A 24,792-nucleotide genomic window follows, 5' to 3' on the forward strand; every position below is an offset into this window, starting at 1 on the left:
AGGGACGGGTGGTGGTGGCGGCGCCGTGCGCTCTGGCTCGGCTACGCCGCCGTCGTCGCCTGTCACCTGCTGGCCTATGTCCTGCGCATGCACACCTCGGTGGGGGAGGGGATGGGCGTCCCGGTGCCGGACATCGCGGCGCCGATGGCGCTGACGATGCTCGGCGTGACGTTCCCGGCCGGGGTGAGCGGCGCGTTGATGGCGTTCGGGGAGTGGGCGTTGCTGCCCTCCGTGGGCGGGCGGGCCGATCCAGCGCCGGTCGTGGTGGTGCTGTCGTGGGTGTTGATCGTCGCGCTGGTCTGGTTCTCGTCCCGGTATCGGCGGTTCGCGTGGCGGGCGTGGGGGATTCTGGCGGGGTGGCTGGTGCTGGCCGATGTGGTGTCCGCGCTGGTGGCCAGAGGGCGTGGGGCGACCGTGGGGCATGTCGCCGGGCTGCAGTCGCACTATCTGGCGGACTCGGCTCCGGTGTGGGTGCTGTGCCTCGGGCTGGCGTTCCTGGCGTTGCGGGGGGAGCCTGACGCCTTCGTCCGGGGGCTGCCCGGTCGTGGGGTGCGGGTGGCGGCGATCGGCGTTGCGGTGGTGGTGCTGGGGGCGGCGAGCGTGTCGGTGCTGCGGTACGCCCCTACCGTGCGGACGCACGAGAACCGGGCCTACTTCGAGCGGGCCGCCGCCTCGCTGGCCGTCGTGCCCGCCGACGCCGAGGTGTTCGCCGGTACGGTGCCGGGACGCGTCGCGGTGTCCTGGCTCGGCGTCAACGTGCTCACCAGCAAGGTGATGGCGCCGCTGACCACACGGGAGCGGCGCGAGCGCATGGCGGCTCCCGGGCCGACCGCGCGTGCGCTGGTGTTCGACCGTACGGGACGGCTGGTTCCGGCGCGGGTGGAGGGGCAGTTCGCCGCCGCGCCGCAGGGGCGCGACTGCTTCGCGATGGCCGAGGGCACGACCTGGCTGCCGTGGTTCTCCCTCGGCGGGCACGAGGCGGTCACCGCACTGGCCTACAGCGCCGACCGGCCGACCAGGATCGTGGCCGAACTCGGCACGCAGCGTCAGGAGGTGGTGCTACCGAGGCAGGTCGGCGGCATGTTCTTCTTCGCCTTCCGCGAGCACGGCTACGGGCTGCGCATCAGCCTCGCCGAGGACGGCGGCTCCTTCTGCCTGCGCGGCGCGGCCCTCGGCAGGGCGGTTCCCGAGACGGGCGACTAGCCACATCGCGGGCCGTTCGACCAGGCGGTGGCTCAGGTCGGCCAGGACCAGCGTCAGCGCCGCCGTGACCGCCAGGTTGACCGCGAACCCGCCGGTCCACGGCTCCTGCCCGGTGAGGTCGTACCAGAGGTGGAGCACGACGAACTGCCACAGGAACACCCCGTAGGACACCCGGCCCAGATAGCGCATCACGCGGTTGCCCATGAGCGAGGCGAGCGGCGAGGGCCCGGCGGGCAGCATGGCGACGGGCGCGACGAGGAACACGGCGACGGCGGAGTACAGCACGAGTTCGAACAGCCCGGTCCACACGTGGTCGACGCCGAAGAATCGCGGCCCCGTGACCGGCGTGGCCGCGACGGCGAAGGCGAAGGCGGCGATCAGCCAGCAGGCCGCCCACGACTCGCCGAGCGCCCTGCCCACCTCGGCGCCCTTGCCCTCCGGTCTGGCCACGGCCCACACCGACAGCACCGCGAGCGCCATCCCGGCGGCGAAGTAGGCCAGGCCGCGCGGCAGCCAGAGGTTCAGGTGCGGCTGGTAGAGCGGATAGAACGACAGCACGGTCCAGCCGTAGGACACGGCGCTCAGCGCACCGAGCCCGAGCAGCAGCCGCCTGGCCCGGCGATCGACGTCCGCGCCCGCACGCCTGGCGAACGCGGCCAGCCCCCAGGCCAGCAGCGGCAGCACGAGGTAGAACGAGATCTCGACACTGAGGCTCCACATCTGGGCCAGGCCGCGCGGCCCGAGTCCGGGCTGCCACCAGGCCTCGCCCCGGTAGATGTGGGTCAGCAGCAGCATGTCGGCCCAGGTCCAGGCGTCGGAGACCCGCCGCCCGGCCCACAGCAGCAGTGCCACGACCACCACGACCCAGTACGCGGGCAGGACGCGTGCAGCGCGTCTGGCCAGGTAGCGGCCCACGTGCGGGGCCTGCCGCCCGAGCAGCAGCGCCGTGGCCCACGGCCGGTACAGCAGCAGCCCGGACAGTACGAAGAAGATCGGAACGCCGACGTCCCCCCTGGCCAGCAGGCTGGCGGCGAAGCCGTCCTCCAGGCCGGCGCCCGTCTCCATCGCCACGTGAAAGGTCAGCACGACGAACGCGGCCACGGCACGCAGCCCGTCCAGTCCGTCGAGGTGGCCGTCGATGCGGGGGGAGCGGGGCCGCGAAGTAGAACCTGTTTCGGTCACTATTCGGCATCCCTTGGTGACGTGGGTCACTGGCCGGATTAACATTACCGCTCAGTAGAAACGCTTTCTCATCATTTCGGGCCCTCATCTCATAACACTCATGAGTACCCCCCAGGAGGATCCATGCGCCGCCTCATCGGAGTCGTTCTCTTAGCCGTCGGGGCGTTCTTGATCGTCCTGGCGCCGCTCGTGCGGTTCCAGGTCGCCGGAGCACTCATCGCCGCACCCGCCGACCAGTACGGCGTGAGCACCCTGTCGGCCACCGGCGCCCAGTACTTCAGCATCGGCGACCTCAAGGTGCTCACCGGCGACCTCGACATCACCGTGACGACCCGAGGCGACGTGGAGCAGGCGTCGGGCGCCAGGGTCGTCTGGGACGAGTTCACCGCCGTCAACGACGTGACCAACAACAAGCCGGGCATCAGCCTCACCGAACGCCGCAGCGCCTTCGACAAGTACTCGGGCGTCGGCATCACCTGCTGCGGCGTCAACCTGGACAAGGTCGCGGCCATCATGGACGGCCAGATCTACAAGTTCCCCTTCGACGTCGAGCGCAAGCCGTACCGGGTGTTCAATGCCGTGACCGGCAAGGCGTTCGAGGCGAGGTACGTCGGGGATGAGGTAGTTGGCGGCATTTCTGTCTATAAGTTCGAACAGAGCATTCCTGAGACTAAAATCGCCAGTGTGACCGCCCCCGCCGCCGTCTTCGGCATGACCGAGACGGGAGACGTCCAGCTCGACCGCGTGTACACGGCCACGAACACGTACTGGATCGAACCCGTCACCGGCTCGCCCGTCCGCCAGGAGCAGGACCGCAACGAGGTGCTCAAGAGCGCCGACGGCGTCGAGCGCTCCAAGGCCTTCGTCGCCGCCGCCAAGATGACCGACGACACCGTGGCCACCCTCGCCCAGAACGCCAAGGAGAGCAAGGCCCAGATCACGCTGATCAAGACCACGATCCCGCTGGTCCTGCTCGTGGTCGGCCTGCTGTTCACGATCGGCGGCCTGCTCGTGGTCAGACGCACAGGAGCCTGATGCCGACGGAGACGAGCACGGAGCAGCCGCCCGCCGAGCCGCGGGCGGCTGCCGCCGTCTCCGCCCGTGCGCTGTTCAGGGCGCTCAGGCCGAGGCAGTGGCTGAAGAACGCGCTGGTCTTCGGCGCGCCCGTCGCCGCGGGGGTGCTGTTCACCGCGCCGGGCCTGCGCGGCGCCCTGCTCGCCTTCGCCGCCTTCTGCCTGGCCGCCAGCGGCACCTACCTGCTCAACGACGCCGCCGACGTCGAACGCGACCGGCTGCACCCCCGCAAACGCCTGCGCCCGATCGCCGCCGGACTCGTCTCGGTACGGCTGGCCCGGGTGCTGGGCGTGCTGCTGGTCCTGCTCGCCCCCGCGGTCGCCGCACTCAACGGCGGGTGGGAGCTGCCCGCCGTCGTGACCGGGTACCTGACGCTCACCTTCGCCTACACCTACTGGCTCAAGCACCAGGAGGTCGTCGACCTGGTCGCGGTGGCCGGATGCCACGTGATCAGGGCCTACGCCGGAGCCGTCGCCGTCGACGTGCCCGTCACCGGCTGGTTCCTCGTCGTCATCTCGCTCGGCGCGCTGCAGCTGGTCGTGGGCAAGCGCGAGGCCGAGCTGCGGGCCCAGGGCTCGGAGGGGGCGACCAGGGCCATCCTGGCCGCCTACACACCCGGCTATCTCGCCCACGTCCGGGCGATGTGCTCGGGGGCGATGATCGTCACGTACTGCCTGTGGGCGCTCAACGAGCACCCCGGCGCGCTGCTCGGGCTGAGCATCATCCCGTTCATCCTCATCGTGCTGCGGCACAACCTGCTGGTCGACAGGGGAGTGGGCGAGGAGCCGGAGGAGCTGGCGCTGCGCGACAGGCCGCTGCAGGTCTTCATCGGACTCCAGCTCCTGCTGCTCGCCCTGGGGATCGCGCTCGGATGAGCCGCCGGGCGGGGCATATGGCACGCTACTCCCCATGACGCTGCTCACCGGCTGGGGGCGTACCGCGCCGACCCCCGCGACGCTCGCCCGCCCGAGCGCGGCCGAGGACCTGCCCGCCCTCGTCGCCGCCGCCGCGAGCGACAGGGGCCTGGTCGCCAGGGGACTCGGCCGGGCCTACGGCGACGCCGCGCAGAACTCCGGCGGCCTGGTCGTCGACTGCACCGGCCTGACCGCATGGCGGCTCGACGAGGCCACCGGCGTGGTCACCGCCGAGGCCGGGGTCAGCCTGCACGACCTGATGACCGCGCTCGTGCCGCGCGGCTGGTTCCTCCCCGTCACGCCGGGCACCCGGCAGGTCACGGTCGGCGGGGCGATCGCCGCCGACGTGCACGGCAAGAACCACCACGCCGACTCCTCCTTCGGCGCGCACCTGCGCTCCATGCGCCTGGTCCTGGCCTCGGGCGAGACCAGGACGCTGACGCCGGCGGACCCGCTGTTCTGGGCCACGGTCGGCGGCATGGGCCTGACCGGCCTGATCGCCGAGGCCGAGTTCACCTGCATCCCGGTCGAGACCTCCAGGGTCAGGGTCGACATCCACCGCACCCGCGACCTCGACGAGACCCTCGCCGTCATGGCCGAAGGCGACCACCGCTACCGCTACACCGTCGCCTGGATCGACCTGCTCGCCCGGGGATCGGGCCTCGGCCGCAGCGTGCTGACCAGCGGCGACCACGCCACCCGGGCCGAGCTGCCCGACCTGAAGGACCCGCTGGCCTTCGCGCCGAAGACACCGCTCACCGCGCCGCCGTGGGCGCCGGGCGGCCTGCTCAACGGCCTGACCGTGCGCGCCTTCAACCACGCCTGGTACCTGAAGGCGCCGCGTGCCAAGACCGTTTACCAGGGCATCTCGCCGTTCTTCCACCCGCTCGACTTCGTCGACGGCTGGAACCGCATGTACGGCTCGCGCGGCTTCGTGCAGTACCAGTTCGTCGTGCCGTTCGCGGCCGAGGCGACGCTGCGCAGGATCGTCGAGACGCTGGCCGCACGGGGGGTGGTGACCTTCGTTCCGGTGCTCAAGCGCATGGGCGAGGGCACGCCGGGGCCGCTGTCGTTCCCCATGCCCGGCTGGACGCTGGCGATCGACATCCCGACGCGGCAGCGCGGTCTGGCCGGGCTGCTGCGGCAGTTCGACGGCTGGGTGGCCGAGGCGGGCGGGCGGCTGTACCTTGCCAAGGACTCGCGCATGCCGGCCGAGTTGCTCGCGGCGACCTATCCGCGGCTGGCCGAGTGGCGCGCCCTGCGTGACGAGGCCGACCCGCAGGGGCTCTTCCGCTCCGACCTGGCCCGCCGCCTGCGCCTGTGACCCGCCGGTCCTGACAAGGAGAGCTCTCTGTGAAGAACGCCCTAGGTTCCGTCGACTCGGTGCTGCTGCTCGGCGGCCGGAGCGAGATCGGCCTGGAGACGGTCGCGCTGCTCGTACGCCAGGGGGCGCGCCGCGTGGTGCTGGCCGTACGCGGGGGTGAGGCCGATCGGGAGGCCGGGCAGGCGCTGGCCAAGCTCGGGGCCGAGGTGCACGTCGTGGACTTCGACGCGCTCGACCCCGCCACGCACGGGCCGCTGTTCGATCGGGCGGTGGAGCTGGTCGGCGACCTCGATGTGGTGATCTCGGCGTTCGGCGTGCTGGGCAGCCAGGTGGACTACGACGACGATCCCGTGGCCGCGGCCGAGTCGGTGGCGGTGAACTTCGGCGGGCACGTCTCGGTCGGCCTGCAAGCGGCCAGGGTGCTGCGTCGGCAGCGGCACGGCACGCTGGTGGTGCTGTCCTCGGTGGCCGGATGGCGCGTGCGCAAGGCGAACTTCGTCTACGGCTCGACGAAGGCCGGGCTCGACGGGTTCGCGCAGGGGCTGGGTGACGCCCTGCACGGCACCGGGGCGCGGGTGCTGATCGTCAGGCCTGGCTTCGTGATCGGCCGGATGACCGAGGGGCTGGCGCCCGCGCCGATGTCGTCGACGCCCAAGCAGGTGGCCAGGGCCACGGTGCTGGCGCTGCGCTCCGGGGCCGAGAGCGTGTGGGTGCCGGGGAGGCTCGGCGCGGTGTTCGCGATCATGCGCGTGCTGCCGAGGGCGGTCTGGCGGAAGTTGCCTCGGTAGGTAATTGCCTTTTTTCTGGGACTTAGTGGGAAATGTCGTAGTAGAACAGGTTCCACGGCAAGTTACTGGCGGGTATTGCCGAATCGCATCCGGCTAGAACGTGTTGTAGTTCGCCCACTCGCGGGTGGCGACGCACGCCTGGGGTGCTGTCTCAAAACTAGTGTCTCACAAATGCCGGTAGAGGGTCGCCCGTGAGACACCGAGCTCGGCGGCGATCTCGGACATGGTGTGCGCGCCTCCCGCCTGCATGCGGCGCGCCGCCTCGATCGCCTCCGGCGTCATCGCGGAGGGGCGGCCCGGCGGTCGTGCGGGCGCTGTTTCCCCGGTGGGTGTGGCGGGCGCTGCGGCTGTGGGCGGCGCGGCGGGCGCTGCGGCGCCGGAGGGTGCGGCGGGTGCTGTGTCTCCGGAAGGGGCGGCGTCTCCGGAAGGGGCGGCGTCTCTGGAAGGGGCGGCGTCTCTGGAAGGGGCGGCGGGGCGCGGGAGGTCGAGCAGGCGGGCGACGCCGGTCAGGACCTCGTGGCGCAGGGCGTCGGTGGGCTCGTCGGCCAGCAGGATCACCGGGTCGCTCAGCATCGCGACGGCCTGCGCCGCGCGTACCCTGGCGCCCAGGTCGGGATCGGGCCCGGCGATCAACCGGCTGGCCTCGGTCATCACGGTGACGAACCTGCCGAACACCGGCTCCTGCACGAACAGCGCCAGGTCGCGCAGCACCAGCCGCAGCGAGCGCCGATGCCGCAGGTACACCTCCACCACGCCCTCGCACACCTGCCACCCGAGCGTGTCGGCGTCGGGCGAGGTGGCCGCGTCGAGGGCATGCGACAGGTCGTCGAGCAGCGGCTGGGCCAGCGCACTCAGGATGTCGGCCTTCGTGGCGAAGTGATACAGCACGGCCGTCTTGGTCAGCCCCACCCGCTCGGCGATCTCGCGCACCGAGGTGTGCTGGTAGCCCTGCTCCCCGAACAGCGTCTCCGCCGCCCGAAGGATCCGCTCCCTGCTGCTCGTCCCTCTCACGCGTGCAGTCTAGCCCTTGCCTGACCGCCGGTCAGGGTCGTACGGTGATTCCCTGACCACTGGTCAGGACCGGACCTCCCCGGAAGGACAGCACCATGCCCGAAACCAACCGCGACATCCTGATCTCCGGAGCCAGCGTCGCCGGCCCCGTCCTGGCGTACTGGCTGGCCAGGTACGGCATGCGCCCCGTCCTCGTCGAACGTGCCCAGGGCCCACGCGAAGGCGGCTATCCCATCGACGTACGCGGCCAGGCCGTGACGATCGCCGATCTCATGGGCATCGGTCCGGCGCTGCGCGAGGCCAAGGTCGAGATGGCGGCGATGACCTTCGTCGACGACGCGGGCAGGCGCACCTCCGGCGTCGACACCGCCGCCATGCGCTCCCTCAGACCGACAGGCGACATCGAACTCCCGCGCGGCGACCTGGTCCGCACCCTGCACGAGGCCACACGCGACGACGTCGAGTACATCTACGGCGACTCCATCGCCACCATGCGCCCCGACGCGCACGGCGTCGACGTCACCTTCGAACGAGGCGGCCCCCGCCGTTTCGCCCTGGTCGTCGGGGCCGACGGCATGCATTCGAACGTCCGGTCCCTGACGTTCGGCCCGGAGATCGGCTTCGTCAAACACCTGGGGTACTACGTGGCCATCGCCGACGTACCCCTCCGACTCGGGCGGCCTGACCAGGTCGTCATGCACAACTCACCCGGGCGGATGGCAGGCGTCTACAGCTACCACGACCGTGCGACGGGCATCTTCGTCTTCCGCCACCCGCCCGTCGCGACCTCGGGCGGCGCCCGGGACCCCAGGGATCTGCTGGCCGAGGCCTTCCCCGGCGACGCCTGGCACCTGCCCGAACTCCTGGCCGCCGTGTCCGGCGCGCCCGACTTCTTCTTCGACGCCGTCGCCCAGATCAGGATGCCGTCCTGGTCGCACGGACGCACCGTGCTGATCGGCGACGCGGCCCACGCCCCCGCCCTGCTCTCCGGCCAGGGCACCGCACTGTCCATGATCGGCGCCTACACCCTGGCCGGCGAACTCCACGCCTCGGCCGGCGACCACCACACCGCCTTCACCCGCTACGACCACCTGCACCGCCCCCTCGCCACCAAGGCCCAACGCCTGGCCGGCACCGGCGCCGCCCAACTCATCCCCTCCACCCGCCCCGCCATCCTCCGCCGCAACCTCCTCATGCGCACCCTCAACCTCCCCACCCACGCCCTCCGCCTCCTCCCCTTCCTGGCCAACCCCACCCGCCGCATCCCCACAGCCCCGGTCACACAGTACGAACAGACGATCAGACCGTGATCACAGTGACCATGCAGTCGAACCGCCCGGGGCGAGGATTGCCGCCGGAGGCGAGAACGAGGCCTTCGCCATAGCGACGGCCTGATGAAGCTCAACGAAAGTGATCGTCGTGGTCTCCGGAGAATCCGGCAGGTCGGCGGATGGCCTCAAGAGGGACAGGGTCCTCGCTGCCGCAGAAGTCGTCGGCATCCATGACCGCGGCTGAGTTGTCGCGGAACTCATGGTGGGTGATGACCTTCATGGTTGGAGTGTGACCCAGAGGAATCCTTCAGCGCACCAGATGGGCGTACACGATGATGTTGTCCTCGTAGTGGCCGGTTGTCCGGTCGAAGGCGCCGCCGCAGGTGACCAGGCGGAGTTCGGCGGATTCTGTCGGACCGTAGACCTTCTGGGTGGGGAAGGCGTTCTTGTCGACGCGTTCGAGGGAGTCGACCTCGAAGGAGGCCACGGTGCCGTCGGCGCGTTTGACGCTGATGGCGTCGCCGGGGCGCAGGGTGTGCGCCTTGTAGAACACCGCGGGCTTGCCGTACCCGTCCACATGGCCGAGCAGGACGGCGGGGCCCTTCTCGCCGGGAGTGGGGCGGTGCTTGTACCAGCCCACGAGGTTCGGGCGGTTCAGCGGCGGGACCTCGACGGTCTGGTCGGCGTTGAGCCCGACGGGGTCGACGGGGGCCGAGCGCACGCCGATCGCGGGGACGGTGATGCTGACCGGCTCGGACCGCGACAACGTCTTGGCCGCCTCGGCGAAGACAGGCGCCGCGCTCTTCTCGACGGTCTTGGCGACGGGCGTCGAGGGATGGCTGATCGCCGCCTGGGCGGGCACCGGGTCGCCTTCGATGGCCGAGAGGGTCATCACGGCGCCGCTGAAGATCAGTACGGCGGTCGCCACGCCGGAGAGCATGCGGACGTTGGGGATGGCCATCGGTCACCCTTCCGAGAGGAGAAGAAATCCGAAGAGGAGCAGAAATCCGAAGAGAAGAAAATGGGGGTGTGCCCCGGACGCCGCTGCGGACGGCGGCCGGGGCACGGGAACGCGGGGCGGGTCAGTCCTGCTCGGCGCGGCGACGGCCGAACATGGCCGTGCCCGCGCCACCCGCCAGCAGCATGCCGCCGAGCGCCACGCCGCCCAGGCTGGAGCTCTCGGCGATGACGAAGCCGCCACCGGTCGCGGCGCCGCCGCGAGGCGTCTTGTCACCCGAGGTGGCCGGCCTGGTCTTGACGGTCAGCTTCGCCCACACCTTCTTGGCCTGCTTCATGTCGGCGCTGAAGGAGTACGTGCCAGCCTTGGTGCTGGAGGGCACGTGGAAGCGGATCGCGGCCACGCCGTTCCTGTCCACCTTGACGTTGAACGCCTTGCCCGCGGGGTCGCGCAGGGTGACGACCGTTCCGGCCTTGGCGCTGCGCGAGGTGGCGAACGCGGTGAAGTTGTCACCGGCGTGGACCGTCGAGGGGCTCAGCCGCAGCGACAGGTCGGCGCCGGGCACGACGTGCTTGGTCACGGTGAGCTTGGCGGTGCTCCTCTGCCCGCCGGGCAGCTTGGCGGTGACCGGGTAGACGCCGGGCTTGGCGTGCTTGGGCACGTGCAGCCTGACGGCGGCGACGCCGCGCTCGTCCACCGTGACGCTGTGCTGCTTGGCGTCGGGCGTGGTGATGACGACCTTCGTACCAGCCTTGACGTTCACCGTGGTGACACCGGCGATGTAGGAGCCGCCTGCCTGGACCTTGCCCGGCGACAGCGACAGCTTCAGGCCGACGACCGGCACGGCGGCCTCGACGACCTGGAAGCTGCCGACGGCCTTGCCGTAGCGGCCGAGGTCGGCGCGGACCTCGTACCATCCGGCCTTGGTGCCCGCTGGGACCGTGACGTCGAAGGTGGCGCGGCCGAGGCCCTCGCCGATGTCCTTGAGCAGGACGTCCTTGACGACAGGGGAGAAGGCGTCGGAGCCGACCAGCGCCGAGCCCGCGTGCAGGTTGCCCACGACGTCGACGGTGACCTTGGAACCGGCCTTGACCTTGTAGCTGCTCATGCCCAGACGCGGCTCGGTGATCGACGGCGCGATCACGCGGATCTCGCGGCTGACCTGGCCGTAGCCCGCGAAGTCGGCCCGTACGGTGTAGACACCGGCCTTGGCGTTCGCGGCGACGGGCAGCTGGATGGTGGCGCGGCCGACACCGGCCTCGTGCGTCGTGTTCAGCGGCAGCGTACGCGGGTGCGCCATCAGGTCGGAGCTGATGATGACCTCGCCCGCGGCGATGTTGCCGACGACGTCGACGGTGATCTCGCCGCCCGCCTCGACGCTCTCGCTGCTGACGCCCATCCGGGGCTGGGCGATGGAGGGCGCCTCGACCTTGAGCGACGCCGTGCGGCTGCCGTACTCGCCCAGGCTGGCGGTGACCTCGTAGGTGCCGGCGTCGATGGTGCGCACGACGGGCAGGGTGACGGTGGCGCGGCCCTTGCCTTCGCCGATGTCCTTCAGCGTGACGGTCCTGGCGGGACCGAAGGCCTTGGAGGAGAAGGTGGCGCTGCCGGCGCGCAGGTCACCGACGATGTCGAGCGTGACCTCACCGGAGGAGTTCACCTCGTAGGTGCTCATACCGAAGAGCGGCTCGATCTTCTTGGACTCGTCGGCGGGCGCGCTCTTGGGCGCCTTGGGCTTGGCGCTCTCGCTGGGCGCGGGCTTGGCGGGGACGACCGGCTTGGGCGTCTCGGCCGGCTTCGGCTCGGGCTTGGCGGGCGTGGAGGGCTCGGCCGGAGTGGAGGGCTCGGCGGGTGCGGAGGGCTCGGCGGTCTCGGGAGCAGAAGGCTCGACCGGCGCGGTCGTCGCCGCCGAAGGCGTCTCGGAGGGAACGGTGTCGGCCATGGCCGGGGCTGCGGTGAGTACGGCGAGACCGAGCGCACCGGCCACGGCGAGGGACTTGTTGAAACGCATGATCTCCCAATCGACGAGACGACGCGGGGTTCAGGAGACCCCCGGCTCGGGAACACGCCGTCTCGCGTCGCACATCCTCTCGCAACAAATGGGACGAAAGTGACGTAAAGCGGTCATAGAGCTCCTTTCTTGACCCTTTCCTTACCTGAATCCGTATCAATCACGTAACAGTTAGAGGTTGGTGATACTGGAGTACACGCGTGGGACAGGTGTGAAAGCGAGCGCTTGCTAGGTTCATGGCCTGCGCGTTACCCTGCGCCTGCGATCGAGGACAGGTTCGTGTCGAGGAGCCGCCATGGGCACGCTCGGTTTCTGGAGACTGGCGCAGGCCGATCCCGGCTGGATCGCCGCGATCGACCCCGACGGGAGCGAACATCGCGCCGGTGACCTGCTGGCCAGGGCCAACCAGCTGGTCGACGGGCTGCGCGAGCTCGGCCTGACCGAGGGCGACGGCTTCTGCGGCATGGCGCCCAACGGGGTCGACGGCCTGGTGCTCTATCTGGCCGCCCTGCAGGCCGGGTGGTACTACACGCCGGTCAACTGGCATCTGACCGGGCCCGAGATCGCCCACATCGTCGCCGACAGCGAGGCGAAGGCCCTCTTCGTGCACGAGCGCTACGCCGAAGAGGGCGCCAAGGGCGCACGCGGCCTGCCCGCCGAGCGCAGGTTCGCCTTCGGCCGCGTCCCCGGCTTCCGCCCCGCCGCCGACCTCACCGAAGGCCGCCCGGCCGAAACACCGCCACGCCGTACGGCCGGGGCCACCATGCACTACACCAGCGGCACGACCGGCAGGCCGAAGGGCGTCAGGCGCCCGCTCAGCGGACTCGACCCCGACGACGGCGCCGAGTTGATGACGTACCTGCTCGGCCTGTTCGGCGTCACGCCGGGCCGGCCCAACGCGCATCTGGTCACCGCGCCGAACTACCACACGGCCGTCACCCAGTTCGGCGGCACCGCCCTGCACATGGGGCACACGCTGGTCTTCATGGACGATTGGGACGCCGAGCAGATGTTACGGCTGTGCGAGCGGTATCGGGTGACCAGCTCGCACCTGGTCCCGACGCACTTCAAGCGCCTGCTCGCCCTGCCCGAGTCCAGGCGGCGCGGCTACGACCTGTCCTCGCTCCGGTGGATGATCCACGCCGCCGCGCCCTGTCCCGTGCCGGTGAAGCGGGCGATGCTGGACTGGTGGGGCGACTGCGTCTACGAGTACTACGCGGCCACCGAGGGAGGCGGCACGCTGGCCACGCCCGAAGCATGGCGCGAGCGCCCCGGCACGGTCGGCGCCGCCTGGCCGATCACCGAACTGCTCGTCGTGGACGACGACCTGCGACCGGTGCCCCCGGGCACGCCCGGCACGATCTACATGAAGATGACGGGCACCACGTTCGAGTACAAGGGCGATCCGGGCAAGACGGCGGCGGCCAGGCTCAGGGAGCACTTCACGGTCGGCGATGTCGGCTATCTGGACGACGAGGGCTATCTGTTCCTGTGTGACCGCAAGTCCGACATGATCATCTCGGGTGGTGTGAACATCTATCCGGCCGAGATCGAGAACGAGCTCATGGTCCACCCCAAGGTCGCCGACGTCGCCGTGTTCGGCATACCGGACGAGGAGTGGGGCGAGCAGATCAAGGCCGTCGTCGAGCCCGCCCAAGGCTGCGTGCCCGGCCCCGAACTGGCCAGGGAGCTCCTCGCCTCACTCGAAGGCCGCCTCTCGCCGATGAAATGGCCCCGAACGGTCGACTTCATCGACCGGATGCCCCGCGAGCCCAACGGCAAGCTCCTCAAGCGCAAGCTGCGCGACCCCTGGTGGGCGGGCCGCGAGCGCGCGATCTGAGCGGCGATCAGCCCTTGGCCGGCTCCCCGGCCAGTGCGGCGGCGGCGCCGAGACCGAGATAGACCACACCGCTGCCCACATCGAGACGACGCCTCGCCCGAGCCGACGAGCGCAGCCGCCCGCCGAGCGCCGAAGCCAGTACGGCGAAGCCACCGTCGCTGGCCAGCCCGATCCCGATCCAGACCAGCCCGAGCAGCACGATCTGCGCGGCCACGGGCCCTCTGGCCGGATCGACGAACTGGGGGAGGAAGGCCAGGAAGAAGATCGCGGTCTTCGGGTTGAGCACGTTCACCACGAAGCCCTCCCAGAACAACCGCCGCGAGGAGTGCGTGGTCAGCGCGGCCGCCTCCGTCTCGGCGCCGCGGTGCACGAGCTTGCGCACACCGAGCCAGATCAGGTACGCCGCGCCGAGGTACTTCACGACCGTGAACGCCGTGGCCGAGGCGGCGAGCAACGCGCTGACGCCCAGCGCCGCCGCCGCCACGTGCACGACCGAGCCGGCGTGGATGCCGAGCACCGACACCATGCCCGCCGTACGGCCTTGGACCATGCTTCTCGTCACGATGTAGACCACGGCGGGTCCGGGGACGAGCAGCAGGGCGAGTGAGGCCGCGCAGAACAGGGCGAGTGTGGCTAGGTCCGGCATGACCTCATCGTAAGAAGGCCGTCAATCAGTTTTGGGCCGCCGTGCGCAGGGCGTCGAGCAGGGCCGCGGTGCCCGGCGGGTCCGGCGGTTCGCCGTAGACGGCGGCGAACACGTGGCGGGTGGAACCGGGGATCTCGCTGACGTCGACCGAGGGATGGGTGAACGCGCTCAGGGCCAGGCCGGGCAGCACGGTGACTCCCATTCCGGCCGCGACCAGCGCCTGGACGGCGACGATGTCGTCGCTGCTGAAGTCGAGGTCGGGTTCGAAGCCCTCGCGCCCGCACAGTTTGAGCAGGTGGCTGCGGCATCGGTCGCAGCCGCCGATCCAGGCGGAGTCGCGATGCGCGCCCAGGTCGCCCGGCCCGTGTCTGGTGACCAGGTAGCTGGGATCGTCCATCAGATGCACCATGCGCAGGCCGGTGTCCTCGGGCGCGGTGTCGTCGTAGCGGAAGACGACGGCGACGTCGGCGCGTCCGGCGCGCAGCAGGCGCAGGGCCTCGGGCGGCTCGACCTCGGTCAGGCGCACCTGCAGATGCGGGTGCTCGCGGGCGAGCGCGGCGGCGGCCTGCGGGACGAACGTGCCGAGCGCCGAGGGGAAGGCGGCCAGCCGTACCTTGCCCGCATGCAGGCCGACGTGGGCGGCCAGTTCGTGCGAGGCGGCGTCGAGCCTGCCGATGATCTCTTCGGCCCTGTCGGCGAGCAGGCGGCCCGCTGCCGTCAGCCTGACCCCGCGCCCGGCCCGTTGCAGCAGCTTGGCGCCGGTCTCCGCCTCCAGCCTGGCCAGGTGGTGGCTCACCGACGGCTGCGAGTAGTGCAACTCCTTGGCCGCGGCGGTGAGCGAGCCGTGCCGGGAGACGGCGACGAGCACGCGGAGCCTGGTGACATCCAGCATTCATCAACCATAGCTATGAATGACGCCAATAACTTCAGTTGGACCTATGGATAGCGATGAAGCACCGTAGGAGGGGAGCAGGCAGGACCGCTTTCCGAGGGGGACATCATGAGAACCGCCATTGCCAGGCCAGGCCTCGCCCCTGTCGTGTCGGGAGTCGCCGAGGTGGTCTCCCGTGGCTTGAGCGCACGCCGCTGCGCCTTCGCGGTCGCCGATCTGCTGCGCTCGTGCCTGCCGACGCCCGAGATCCTCACGCCGGGCGAGCGGCTGGGCTCGCCCGACAGGTACGTCTCGACCGTGCTGCACGCCGAGGAGGCGTTCTCGGTGCTGGCCGTGGTGTGGCGTCCGGGGCAGGAGACCGTGATCCACGACCATGTGTCCTGGTGCACGTTCGGCGTGCTGCAGGGCGTCGAGCACGAGATCCTCTACCGCGTCGAGGACGAGCACCTCGTGGAGATCGGCAAGGCCGACAACCGGGTCGGCGAGGTGAGCGGCTTCGCCCCTCCCGGCGACATCCACAAGGTACGCAACACCGGCGCCGACACCGCGATCTCCCTGCACGTCTACGGCGCCGACGTCAGCCTGCTGGGCACCAGCGTGCGCCGCGTCTACGACCTGCCGGTCCTCGGCTAAGGCAGCCCCAGCCCGGTCAGCGTGCGCTCCAGGCCCCAGACGAACTGACCGGTCGAGACATAGGCGGCGATCACCTCCGTCGCCGCGTGGGTACGCGGGAAGGCGTCCGGGTCGACCACGACGGCCGACCTGCGGATCGCCACACGCTCGTCCTCGGGCAGCGTCGCCCCGGGCTCGGCCGCCTCGAGCGCGATGGCGCCGAGCACGTAGACCATCACCGTGTACGTGGCGCGGGCGTCGGGCAGAACGCCGAGCAGCCGTTCGCCCACCTGGAGGGCCACCGGTCCGCTGAAGGCCGAGCCGAGCATCGAGGGCACCAGCGCGGGATGCCCCATGAGCACCCGCCGCAGACCGAGCGCGAACGCCACCACCCGCTCGCGCGGCGTCCGGCCCGGATCGGCGAGCAGCTCCAGATCCGCCTCGGCGAGCAGCCGCTCCACCAGCGCGTCCACGATCGCGGCCCGATCGGGGAAGTAGGTGTAGAGCGCCCCGGGCGTCAGGCCCACCCGCGCCGCCAGTGCCCGCATGGTGAGCCCGTCCGCGTCGACGAGTACGAGCGCGGCGTCGAGCACGGCCCCTTTGTCCAGCGATCGCTGAGGTCCCCTCTTCACAACGGAACTCTATACGGTGTTTAATATTGAACATCGTTCAGAGTTTGGAGGACTCCCATGCGTTGGACACTCGTCTTCGGGGTGCTCGCCGCCAATGCCGCCTTCATCGGGCTCGGCAGCGTGTTCGGCTATCCCGACGTGCTCGGCGAGCCGTCGGCCGCCGTCCTGGCCGCCTTCACCGCACGCCAAGACGTCATCTCGGCCTGGTTCCTGCTGCTCGCGGCCGGGGCCGGGGCGCTCGTGCCCGCCGCCGTGCTGCTCGGAAGGCGGCTGCCCGACTCGGCCGCCGCCGCGCTGTCGGTGTGGTTCGGGGCGCTGGCCGGGGTCGTCCAGGTGCTCGGGCTGCTGCGCTGGCCGTTCGCCGTGCCGGTGCTCGCCGCGGCCTCGGCGTCGGGGCAGGAGGCGGCGACGACCGTGTTCGCCGTGCTGCACGCCTACCTCGGCTCGGGGATCGGCGAGACGCTCGGCTACCTGCTCACCGCCGCGTGGACGGCGGCGCTCCTGGTCGCACTGCCCGCCTCACCGCGCTGGTTCACCGTGCTCGGCGGGCTGTCGGCGCTCGCCATCACGGCCGGAGTGCTGGTGCCGCTCGACGTGCCGTGGGCCGACCAGATCAACTTCGGCGGCTACGTCGCCTGGAGCGTGTGGGCACTCTGCCTGGCCTTCAGGCGCTGGGGTCAGGGGCCCGCGACCCGGCCGTGGAGCAGTTCGACCAGGGTGGCGTGAGTCTGCTCGATCGGCCGTTCGGGATGCAGGGCGCGGCGCTCGATCGAGACCGTGAGCACCATGCCGAACACCGCGGTCGCCGCCGTCTCCACGTCGAGATCGGCCCGGACCTCGCCGGAGGCGACCGCCCTGCGCAGCACGTCCGCGTAGACGCCGAGCGCCTGTTCGCGCAGCCTGGCCACGGCCTCGTGCCAGGCCGTGCGCCACATCTCGGCCAGCAGGACACGGGCCAGCGCGCCGTACTCCTCGAAGAACCTGAGCTGGCCGAGCACGACCGAGTCGAGCGCGGCCAGCGCGCTGCCGCCGGTGGCCGCCTCGGCCAGCGCCTGGGCCAGGCGTTCGACGCTGTGCTCCAGCAGGGCGGCGAACAGCGCCTCCTTGCTGCCGAAGTTGTAGAACACCGTGCCCTTGGCCACCCCGGCGCGATCGGCGATGGCCTCGACCGTGGTGGCGGTGTAGCCCTGCTCGGCGATCAGTTCGACCGCCGAGGCGAAGAGCTTCAGGCGCGTCTCGGCCCGGCTCACAGAGCCAGCTCGGGGTGCAGGCGCTTCAGCGTCCAGGTGCGGCCCTTGTGCACCGCGTAGGTGGTCAGGGCCAGGCCGAGCAGCAGGAACAGGGTGAGCACCCCGCAAGCCTGCCACACCACCGTCGCGTCGCCGCCGCTGATCAACCGGCGCAACGCCGACACCACCCAGCTCATCGGCAGCCACGGCGAGATCGTCCGGAAGAAGCCGGGCGAGGTCTCGATCGGATACGTGCCGGCGGCCGAGGTCAGCTGCAGCATCAGCAGGGCGAGCGCGGCCACCCGGCCAGGCGGGCCGAGCAGCGCGTTCACCGCCTGCACGATCGCCAGGAACGCGGCCGTCGTCAGCAGCAGCACCGCGGCCACCCCGGCCCAGGAGGCCGCCTCCAGCCCGAGGCCGAACCGCAGCACCGACAGCAGCACCGCCACCTGCGCCGCCCCCAGCGCGAACGCGGGCAGCCATCCGGCCAGCGCCACCCGCCACGCGGCGGCACTGCCCGCGAGCAGCCTCGGACTGACCGGGCGCAACACCATGTAGGCGATCATCGAGCCCACCCACAACGCCAGCGGCAGGAAGAACGGCGCGAACCCGGTGCCGTAGTTGGGCACCTCGTTCTCGACGGTCGTGGCCAGCCTGACCGGCTCGCTCATCATGTCGGTGCGGCCTTCGCGCTCCTGCTCGCCGTACTTGGGCACCTGGTCCGCGCCGTCGTTCAGGCCTTCGGCCAGGTCATCGGAGCCGTCGGTCAGCCTGGCCACGCCGTCGCCCACCTTGGCCGAGCCCTTGTGCAGCTCGCCCACGCCCGAGTGCACCTGGGAGGCGCCGTCGCCGAGCCTGACCAGGCCGCCGCCGAGCTGTCCCAGGCCGTCGCCCAGCTTGACCAGGCCGGTGCTGAGCCTGGCCGAGCCGTCGCCGATCCTGGCGATGCCGTCGGCGAGCTCACCCGTCGAGCCCGCCGCCTTGCCCAGCCCGGTGTCCAGCGTCGCCGCGCCCGCCGCCAGCTTGCCGAGCCCGGCGTCCAGCTCCCGGTACTGCTCGCGCAGGCCGTCCAGGCGCACGCCCAGACCGGGCGCCGCCTCGGCCAGCTTGCGTGCGCCGCTCGCCAGCCGCCTGGCCTGCCCGGCCAGGTCGGCGACCGCCTGCTCCCTGCCGCCGAGGCGCTCGCGCAGGGTGGCCGTGTCCGATGCCACGCTCTGCGCCGAGCGCGCGGTCGCACGCAGCAGGCCGCGCAGTTCGGGATCGGCGTCGGGATGGCCCGCCAGGTAGTCGCGTGCGGCCTGGGCCTGGGCGCTGGTCTCGTCCGCGCCCCGGCCGATCCTGGTGACCAGCCCTTCGAGGCCGTCCGCCAGGGCGTCGGCCGCGTCGGCGACCACCTCGGCGGCTTCGGCGACCTTCGGGCCGTGCTCGTTCAGCACGGGGACGTAGCGGTCGGCCGCCGCCTCGACCTTGGGCGCGTTGGCGTGCACCTTGTCGTAGGCCTGGCCGGTGCCTTCGGCCAGTGTGCCCGCGCCCTTGGCCAGTTCGCCCAGGCCTCGGCGCAGCTCGCCCATGCCGCCTTCCGCCTTGCCCAGGGCCGAGGTGAGCTCGCTCGCGCCCTTGCCCAGGTCGCCCGCTCCCTTGACGAGCTTGGAGGTGGCCGTGCCCGCGCTGCCCAGTCCGGCGGTGAGCTGTCCGGTGGCGTCCTCGGCCTTGCCCAGTCCCTCGTTCAGCGAGGCCACGCCGTCGCCCACCTTGACCGTGCCGTCGCGTAGTTCGCCCGCTCCGGCCGCGGCCTCGGTCGTCTTGTCGTGGATGTCGCCGAACGCGACGAACACCTCGTCGAGGTAGTCGCGGATCGCCGTGCGGCCCGCCGCCTGCCGTACCTCTTCGAAGACGGCGTCGGAGATTGTGCCCATGATGTAGCTGCGGCCGGTGTCGACGCGCACGCCGAGCTGGGCGGGGGTCGGCCTGCCGTCCGATGCGGGGGAGGCCAGGCGTGCGCTGAAGTCCGCGGGGATGGTCAGCGCCAGGTAGTAGCTGCCGTCGCGCACGCCGTCGGCCGCCTGGCGGGCGTCGGCCGGGTGCCAGTCGAAGATCTCGCGCTCACGCAGCTCGTCGGCCAGGTCGCGGCCCGCGTGCAGCTCCTTGCCGCCGGTGGTCGACGGCTCGTCCTCCATGACCAGGGCCACGGGGATGCGGTCGAGATTGCCCTGCGGGTCCCAGAACGACCACAGGTACAGCCCGGCGTAGAGCAGCGGCAGCACGATCACCGCGGCCAGCGCCAGCCGCGTCAGCCGCGACCGGGTGAACCTGCGCAGCTCGAACACCGACTTCATGACAACTCCAGAACCTGGTCGGCGAGATCGGGGGCATGCACGCACGAGGCCGCGACCGTGAGGCCGCCCGCGGCCAGCGAGCCCATCAGCTCCCACAACGCGGCCTGCCGTCCGGCCGGCAGCCCCGCGTCCACGTTGTCGGCCACCAGCACGCGCGGCCGGTCGAGCAGCGCCAGCGCGACGCCGAGCCGTACCCGCTGCTCCCGGTCCAGCTCCCGCACGAGCGTCCGCCTCCCGACGTCGAGTCCCGCCCCCGCGAGGTACTCGTCGTACGGCGTGCGCCACAGGCGGCGGCGCTCGCGCAGGTGCTCCTCGACGGTCAGCGCCCTGTCCAGGTCGCTCACGCCGTCGACCAGCGCCAGGGCCGCGACCCGGCGGATGGCCCTGGGCCTGGCGTGCCCGGCCACGGCCAGCGTGCCCGACGTGGGCTTCATCCGACCGGCCAGGGTGAGCAGCAGGCTGGTACGCCCGCTGCCGGTCGGGCCCGCCACGGCGACCAGCGAGCCGGGCGCGGCGGTGAAGGTGACGTCCGAGTACACCCCGGCCACGGCCAGCCTCTCGGCGCTGATCACGGGTCCTCCTCGGCTTTTGAACTGACCAGTCGGTACAAAACATAGCGCACAAAAGAGGCCCCCGATCGCCGGGGGCCTCCCTGTGACCTACACGCCCAGGGCGGAGGGCGCGCCGAACTCCTGGAGGAAGAGCGCCTCCGTCACCGCGATCCTGCGCAGCTCCTCCAGGTCCACGCGCTCGTTGGGCGCGTGGATGTTGGCGTCCTCGTCCTCGGCGCCGAACAGCAGGATCTCCGCCAGCGGGAACTGCTTGAGCAGCGTGTTCACCAGCGGGATCGACCCACCGGCGCCCACGTCGCGCGGCGGCCTGCCGAACGCGCGCTCCATCGCCCGGTTCAGCGAGGAACGCGCACGGCCGCCCGAGTCCGCCTGGAAGCCGGACCCGACCGTGAAGTCGCCGAACGCCACCTGCGCACCCCACGGCGCCACCTGGCGAAGGAAGCCCGTCACCGCGTCGAGCGTCGTCTTGGGGTCGCCGGACGGCGGAATCCGCAGCGTGACGCGCGCCCTGGCCAGCGCCTGCACCGCGTTGACCGCGCCCGAGACGTTGGGCACGTCCAGGCCGGTCACCGTGATGGCGTAGGAGGACCACAGGCGGTCGGCCAGCGAGCCCGAACCCACCAGTGAGACGCCGTCGAGCACACCCGCCGTCGCCCTGAACTCCTCCTCCGAAGGCCCGGCGCCCAGGAACGTGCCACGCGGCAGGCCGGGCACCCGGATGTCGCCGTTGTCGTCGTGCAGTGCGGTCAGCATGCGCATCAGCGCCGCGAGGGCGTCGGGGGCCGCGCCGCCGAACGAACCCGAGTGCTGGTTGCCCTGCAGCGTGCGTACCTCGATGGTGAAGGCCGCCATGCCGCGCAGCGACGTCGTCACCGACGGGTCGCCCACCTTCGGGTTGCCGGTGTCGGCCACGATGATCGCATCGGCGCGCAGCAGCTCGGGGTTGCGCTCGACGAACGACTCCAGGCGCTCGCCTGCGTACTCCTCCTGGCCCTCGATGATGACCTTGACATTCACCGGGAAGCGGCCCTGGAAGGCGCGCAACGCCACGACGTGGGCGATGATGCCCGACTTGTCGTCGGCGGCGCCCCTGCCGTACAGGCGGCCCTCGATCTGGGTCGGCTCGAAGGGCGGGGTGCGCCAGGCGGCCAGGTCGCCGGTCGGCTGCACGTCGTAGTGCGCGTAGAGCAGGACGGTCGGCGCGCCGGGCGGGCCCGCCGCCTCGCCGTACACGGCGGGGAAGCTGCCCTCGACGGGGATCTGCTGCACGTGCGACAGGCCCGCGCTGCGCAGGAGCTCCTCCGTCACGGCGGCGGCGGCCCGCACGGGCTCCTCCGGATGGCCGGGGAAGGCCACCGAAGGGATCGCCACAAGGCGTTTGAGCTCCTCGATCGCCTGGGGCATGCCCACCGCGACAGCGTGCTCAATCTGGTCAGGAGTCACGGAAGGTCCCCCGGGTCTCAGTTTCGGTCTGACCCCTCATTGCATCACAGACGGTTCCACAGGGTGGAAACGGCCCTTGGAGAGCATGAATCGCCCTTGCGGATTTCGTTGTTCTTACATGGGTGTTCTGCGGAACTCGAAGTTCTTGCACATCGCCACCACGCTTTCGCTTGGCAAGACGCCAGGCGAACATGCACACTGTGGGGAGTTCAAGCACAAGGGAAGATAGCAATGACGAACCCGGAAAACACCGACGTGGCCAAGGTGCTCAAGGCCGCCGAAGACAATCTGTGGTTGCACTTCACCAGGCACAGCGCCTACCAGGAAGCCGAGATCCCCACCATCGTCCGGGGTGAGGGCTCCTACATCTACGACATCCACGGCAAGCGCTACCTTGACGGACTGGCCGGGCTCTTCGTGGTCCAGGCCGGACACGGCCGCAGCGAGCTGGCCGAGGCCGCCGCCAAGCAGGCCCAGGAGCTCGCCTTCTTCCCCCTCTGGTCATACGCCCATCCGAAGGCGGCCGAACTCGCCCAGCGCATCGCCGCCGAGACGCCGGGCGAGCTGAACCGGGTCTTCTTCACCACCGGTGGCGGCGAGGCCGTCGAAAGCGCGTGGAAGCTGGCCAAGCAGTACTTCAAGATGACCGGCAAGCCGCTCAAGCACAAGGTCATCAGCCGCCAGATCGCCTACCACGGCACCCCGCAGGGCGCCCTGTCGATCACCGGGATCCCGCTGTTCAAGCAGATGTTCGAGCCCCTCGTGCCGGGCTCCGTCCGCGTCCCGAACACCAACCACTACCGGGCCGACGAGATCACCGGCGTGCCCGGGATGACGCCCGAACAGTACGGCTACTGGGCCGCCGAGCGCGTCGCACGCGCCATCGAGATGGAGGGGCCCGACACCGTCGCGGCCGTCTTCGTCGAGCCGGTCCAGAACGCCGGCGGCTGCTTCCCGCCGCCGCCCGGGTACTTCCAGCGCCTGCGCGAGATCTGCGACGAGTACGACGTGCTGCTCGTCTCCGACGAGGTCATCTGCGCGTTCGGGCGGCTCGGCACGATGTTCGGCGGCCAGAAGTTCGACTACGTGCCCGACATCATCACCTGTGCCAAGGGCATGACCAGCGGCTACTCGCCGATCGGCGCGATGATCGCGCACGAGCGCCTGTTCGAGCCGTTCAAGAAGGGCGACGCCATGTTCGCCCACGGTTACACCTTCGGCGGCCACCCCGTCTCGGCGGCCGTCGCCCTCGCCAACCTCGACATCTTCGAGCGCGAGAACCTCCTGGGCCATGTCACCGCCAACGAGCCCGTCTTCCAGGCGACGCTGGAGCGGCTCAAGGACCTGCCGATCGTCGGCGACGTCCGGGGCTCCGGCTTCTTCTGGGGCATCGAACTGGTCAAGGACAAGGCGACCAAGGAGACGTTCAACGCCGAGGAGTCCGAGCGGCTCATCCGCGGCTTCCTGTCGCACGCGCTGCTCGACGCCGGCCTCTACTGCCGCGCCGACGACCGGGGCGACCCGGTCATCCAACTCGCTCCGCCGCTGATCGCGGGTCCCAAGGAGTTCGACGAGATCGAGTCGATCATCCGAGGGGTCCTGACCGAGGCGTGGGCACTCCTCTAACACCCCCTTCCTGGAAAGGAACCGCAATGAAGATCGGCGTGCCTGCCGAGGTCAAGAACCACGAATACCGCGTCGCCGCCACTCCGGCCGGCGTGCACGAGTTGGTTCGCCATGGCCACGACGTCTACGTCCAGCGCGGCGCCGGCGTCGGCTCGCACCTGTCCGACGAGGACTACCTCTCCGCCGGAGCCAAGATCCTCGACACCGCCGACGCGGTGTGGGGCGAGGCGGAGATGATTCTCAAGGTCAAGGAGCCGATCGCGGAGGAGTACCACCGCATGCGTGAAGGGCAGTTGCTCTTCACCTACCTGCACCTGGCGGCCTCACGCCCCTGCACCGACGCGCTCCTGGAGCGCAAGGTCACCGGCGTCGCCTACGAGACCGTCCAGGTGGGCAACTCCCTGCCCCTGCTCGCCCCCATGTCCGAGGTCGCGGGCCGGCTGGCACCCCAGGTCGGCGCGTACAACCTCATGCGGTTCAACGGCGGGCGCGGCGTGCTGCCCGGCGGCGTGCCCGGCGTGGCTCCCGCCAAGGTCGTCGTCATCGGCGGCGGCGTCTCCGGCCTGAACGCCGCCCAGATCGCCGTCGGCATGGGCGCCGATGTCACGGTCCTGGACACCAATGTCGACAGGCTCCGCTTCATCGACGCCATCTACCAGGGCCGCCTCAAGACCCTCGTCTCGACGTCCTACGCCATCGAGCAGGAGGTCCTGCAGGCCGACCTGGTCATCGGCGCCGTCCTCATCCCCGGCGCCAAGGCGCCCACGCTGGTGTCCAACGAGCTCGTCTCGCGGATGAAGCCCGGCTCGGTCCTCGTCGACATCGCCATCGACCAGGGCGGCTGCTTCGAGGACTCCCGCCCGACCACCCACGCCGACCCGACGTACCTCGTCCACAAGTCGGTCTTCTACTGCGTGGCCAACATGCCCGGCTCGGTGGCCAACACCTCCACCTACGCGCTCACCAACGCGACCCTGCCGTACGCGGTCAAGCTGGCCGGGCTGGGGTGGCGGGAGGCGCTCCGGGCGGACGCCGGGCTTGCGCTCGGGTTGAACACCCACGCCGGGCTCCTGACCAACGAGCCGGTGGCGGTGGCACTCGGACTGCCGTTCACGGCTGTGGGGGATGTGTTGGCTGGGTAGTTGTTGTTGGGTTGGTGGTGGCTGTGTTCGGTTGTTGGGCACGGCTTGAGGGATCACGACAGGGCTTGCTGGGTGTTGTCCGGGGG

The 24,792-nt window shown here is 70.8% G+C and carries 22 protein-coding genes; 10 read left to right on the forward strand and 12 right to left on the reverse strand.

Translation table 11 applies throughout. The annotated features are described in order from the left end of the window. Nucleotides 1-1,059 precede the first annotated feature (1,059 nt). Nucleotides 1,060-2,385, reverse strand: a complete 1,326-nt coding sequence (locus tag ACTWNK_RS09145; RefSeq protein WP_474303434.1) for an acyltransferase family protein — start codon at nt 2,383-2,385, stop codon at nt 1,060-1,062. Nucleotides 2,386-2,508: 123 nt separating this feature from the next. Between ACTWNK_RS09145 and pgfA the strand changes: the two genes are divergently transcribed. Genes pgfA through ACTWNK_RS09165 form a run of 4 tightly spaced genes read left to right on the forward strand, consistent with a single transcriptional unit; the run spans nt 2,509 to nt 6,485 of the window. Further along, nucleotides 2,509-3,420 carry a cell envelope lipid trafficking protein PgfA gene (gene pgfA / locus ACTWNK_RS09150; protein WP_474303435.1) on the forward strand — a complete coding sequence of 304 codons (912 nt, stop codon included), beginning with the start codon at nt 2,509-2,511 and terminating at the stop codon, nt 3,418-3,420. Then, nucleotides 3,420-4,334: a decaprenyl-phosphate phosphoribosyltransferase gene (locus ACTWNK_RS09155; RefSeq protein WP_474303436.1), complete on the forward strand. Its 915-nt coding sequence runs from the start codon at nt 3,420-3,422 to the stop codon at nt 4,332-4,334. Before pgfA ends, ACTWNK_RS09155 begins: the two co-directional genes overlap by 1 nt. Nucleotides 4,335-4,368: 34 nt before the next feature. Beyond that, complete coding sequence (locus tag ACTWNK_RS09160) at nt 4,369-5,697, forward strand: FAD-binding oxidoreductase (protein ID WP_474303437.1); 1,329 nt, start codon at nt 4,369-4,371, stop codon at nt 5,695-5,697. 29 nt (nt 5,698-5,726) lie between these two features. Then, on the forward strand, nt 5,727-6,485 hold the full coding sequence (locus ACTWNK_RS09165) for an SDR family NAD(P)-dependent oxidoreductase (RefSeq protein ID WP_474303438.1): 759 nt from the start codon (nt 5,727-5,729) through the stop codon (nt 6,483-6,485). A gap of 165 nt (nt 6,486-6,650) precedes the next feature. On the opposite strand, the gene ACTWNK_RS09170 is transcribed toward ACTWNK_RS09165, so the two are convergent. Continuing rightward, on the reverse strand, nt 6,651-7,496 hold the full coding sequence (locus tag ACTWNK_RS09170) for a TetR family transcriptional regulator (RefSeq protein WP_474303439.1): 846 nt from the start codon (nt 7,494-7,496) through the stop codon (nt 6,651-6,653). 95 nt (nt 7,497-7,591) lie between these two features. On the opposite strand from ACTWNK_RS09170, the gene ACTWNK_RS09175 reads away from it, so the two are divergent. After that, nucleotides 7,592-8,806: an FAD-dependent monooxygenase gene (locus ACTWNK_RS09175; protein WP_474303440.1), complete on the forward strand. Its 1,215-nt coding sequence runs from the start codon at nt 7,592-7,594 to the stop codon at nt 8,804-8,806. Between the two features lie 91 nt (nt 8,807-8,897). Here the strand turns inward: ACTWNK_RS09175 and ACTWNK_RS09180 are convergent, their stop codons facing one another. The 3 genes from ACTWNK_RS09180 to ACTWNK_RS09190 form a co-directional block, all read right to left on the reverse strand. Then, on the reverse strand, nt 8,898-9,047 hold the full coding sequence (locus ACTWNK_RS09180) for a hypothetical protein (RefSeq protein ID WP_474303441.1): 150 nt from the start codon (nt 9,045-9,047) through the stop codon (nt 8,898-8,900). 27 nt (nt 9,048-9,074) lie between these two features. Further along, nucleotides 9,075-9,728, reverse strand: coding sequence for a class F sortase (locus ACTWNK_RS09185; protein WP_474303442.1), 654 nt, complete (start codon nt 9,726-9,728; stop codon nt 9,075-9,077). A 121-nt stretch (nt 9,729-9,849) separates the two neighbouring features. Beyond that, nucleotides 9,850-11,736, reverse strand: a complete 1,887-nt coding sequence (locus tag ACTWNK_RS09190) for a COG1361 family protein (RefSeq protein WP_474303443.1) — start codon at nt 11,734-11,736, stop codon at nt 9,850-9,852. Between the two features lie 295 nt (nt 11,737-12,031). Here ACTWNK_RS09190 and ACTWNK_RS09195 point away from each other — a divergent pair, with 295 nt between their 5' ends. Further along, entirely contained in the window at nt 12,032-13,576 is a 1,545-nt protein-coding gene (locus tag ACTWNK_RS09195; RefSeq protein ID WP_474303444.1) for an acyl-CoA synthetase, read from the forward strand. Between the two features lie 7 nt (nt 13,577-13,583). Here ACTWNK_RS09195 and ACTWNK_RS09200 read toward each other — a convergent pair whose 3' ends face one another. Together ACTWNK_RS09200 and ACTWNK_RS09205 are read right to left on the reverse strand one after the other, a co-directional pair. After that, nucleotides 13,584-14,222 (reverse strand): LysE family translocator, encoded by a 639-nt coding sequence (locus ACTWNK_RS09200; RefSeq protein ID WP_474303445.1) that lies wholly within the window; start codon nt 14,220-14,222, stop codon nt 13,584-13,586. A 25-nt stretch (nt 14,223-14,247) separates the two neighbouring features. After that, complete coding sequence (locus ACTWNK_RS09205) at nt 14,248-15,114, reverse strand: LysR family transcriptional regulator (RefSeq protein ID WP_474303446.1); 867 nt, start codon at nt 15,112-15,114, stop codon at nt 14,248-14,250. Between the two features lie 108 nt (nt 15,115-15,222). Here ACTWNK_RS09205 and ACTWNK_RS09210 point away from each other — a divergent pair, with 108 nt between their 5' ends. Next, entirely contained in the window at nt 15,223-15,747 is a 525-nt protein-coding gene (locus ACTWNK_RS09210; protein WP_474303447.1) for a cysteine dioxygenase family protein, read from the forward strand. Here ACTWNK_RS09210 and ACTWNK_RS09215 read toward each other — a convergent pair. Continuing rightward, nucleotides 15,744-16,358, reverse strand: coding sequence for a TetR/AcrR family transcriptional regulator (locus ACTWNK_RS09215; protein WP_474303448.1), 615 nt, complete (start codon nt 16,356-16,358; stop codon nt 15,744-15,746). The genes ACTWNK_RS09210 and ACTWNK_RS09215 overlap by 4 nt on opposite strands. A gap of 57 nt (nt 16,359-16,415) precedes the next feature. On the opposite strand from ACTWNK_RS09215, the gene ACTWNK_RS09220 reads away from it, so the two are divergent. Next, nucleotides 16,416-17,084, forward strand: coding sequence for a DUF4386 family protein (locus ACTWNK_RS09220; RefSeq protein ID WP_474303449.1), 669 nt, complete (start codon nt 16,416-16,418; stop codon nt 17,082-17,084). Here ACTWNK_RS09220 and ACTWNK_RS09225 read toward each other — a convergent pair. The 4 genes from ACTWNK_RS09225 to ACTWNK_RS09240 form a co-directional block, all read right to left on the reverse strand. Further along, nucleotides 17,036-17,608: a TetR/AcrR family transcriptional regulator gene (locus tag ACTWNK_RS09225; RefSeq protein ID WP_474303450.1), complete on the reverse strand. Its 573-nt coding sequence runs from the start codon at nt 17,606-17,608 to the stop codon at nt 17,036-17,038. The genes ACTWNK_RS09220 and ACTWNK_RS09225 overlap by 49 nt on opposite strands. Next, complete coding sequence (locus tag ACTWNK_RS09230; protein WP_474303451.1) at nt 17,605-19,923, reverse strand: YhgE/Pip family protein; 2,319 nt, start codon at nt 19,921-19,923, stop codon at nt 17,605-17,607. Before ACTWNK_RS09230 ends, ACTWNK_RS09225 begins: the two co-directional genes overlap by 4 nt. Beyond that, a complete protein-coding gene (locus ACTWNK_RS09235; RefSeq protein ID WP_474303452.1) occupies nt 19,920-20,495 on the reverse strand; it encodes an ABC transporter ATP-binding protein in 576 nt (191 codons plus the stop codon). The genes ACTWNK_RS09230 and ACTWNK_RS09235 overlap by 4 nt, the downstream gene beginning before the upstream one ends. 87 nt (nt 20,496-20,582) lie before the next feature. Beyond that, the gene (locus ACTWNK_RS09240; RefSeq protein WP_474303453.1) at nt 20,583-21,938 is read right to left on the reverse strand and encodes a M20/M25/M40 family metallo-hydrolase; all 1,356 of its coding nucleotides are present in this window, start codon (nt 21,936-21,938) and stop codon (nt 20,583-20,585) included. Nucleotides 21,939-22,169: 231 nt separating this feature from the next. On the opposite strand from ACTWNK_RS09240, the gene ACTWNK_RS09245 reads away from it, so the two are divergent. After that, on the forward strand, nt 22,170-23,564 hold the full coding sequence (locus ACTWNK_RS09245; RefSeq protein WP_474303454.1) for an aspartate aminotransferase family protein: 1,395 nt from the start codon (nt 22,170-22,172) through the stop codon (nt 23,562-23,564). Nucleotides 23,565-23,590: 26 nt separating this feature from the next. Beyond that, on the forward strand, nt 23,591-24,706 hold the full coding sequence (gene ald, locus ACTWNK_RS09250; protein WP_474303455.1) for an alanine dehydrogenase: 1,116 nt from the start codon (nt 23,591-23,593) through the stop codon (nt 24,704-24,706). Nucleotides 24,707-24,792: the final 86 nt, after the last annotated feature.

Source organism: Nonomuraea sp. IBHARD001 (assembly GCF_056106265.1).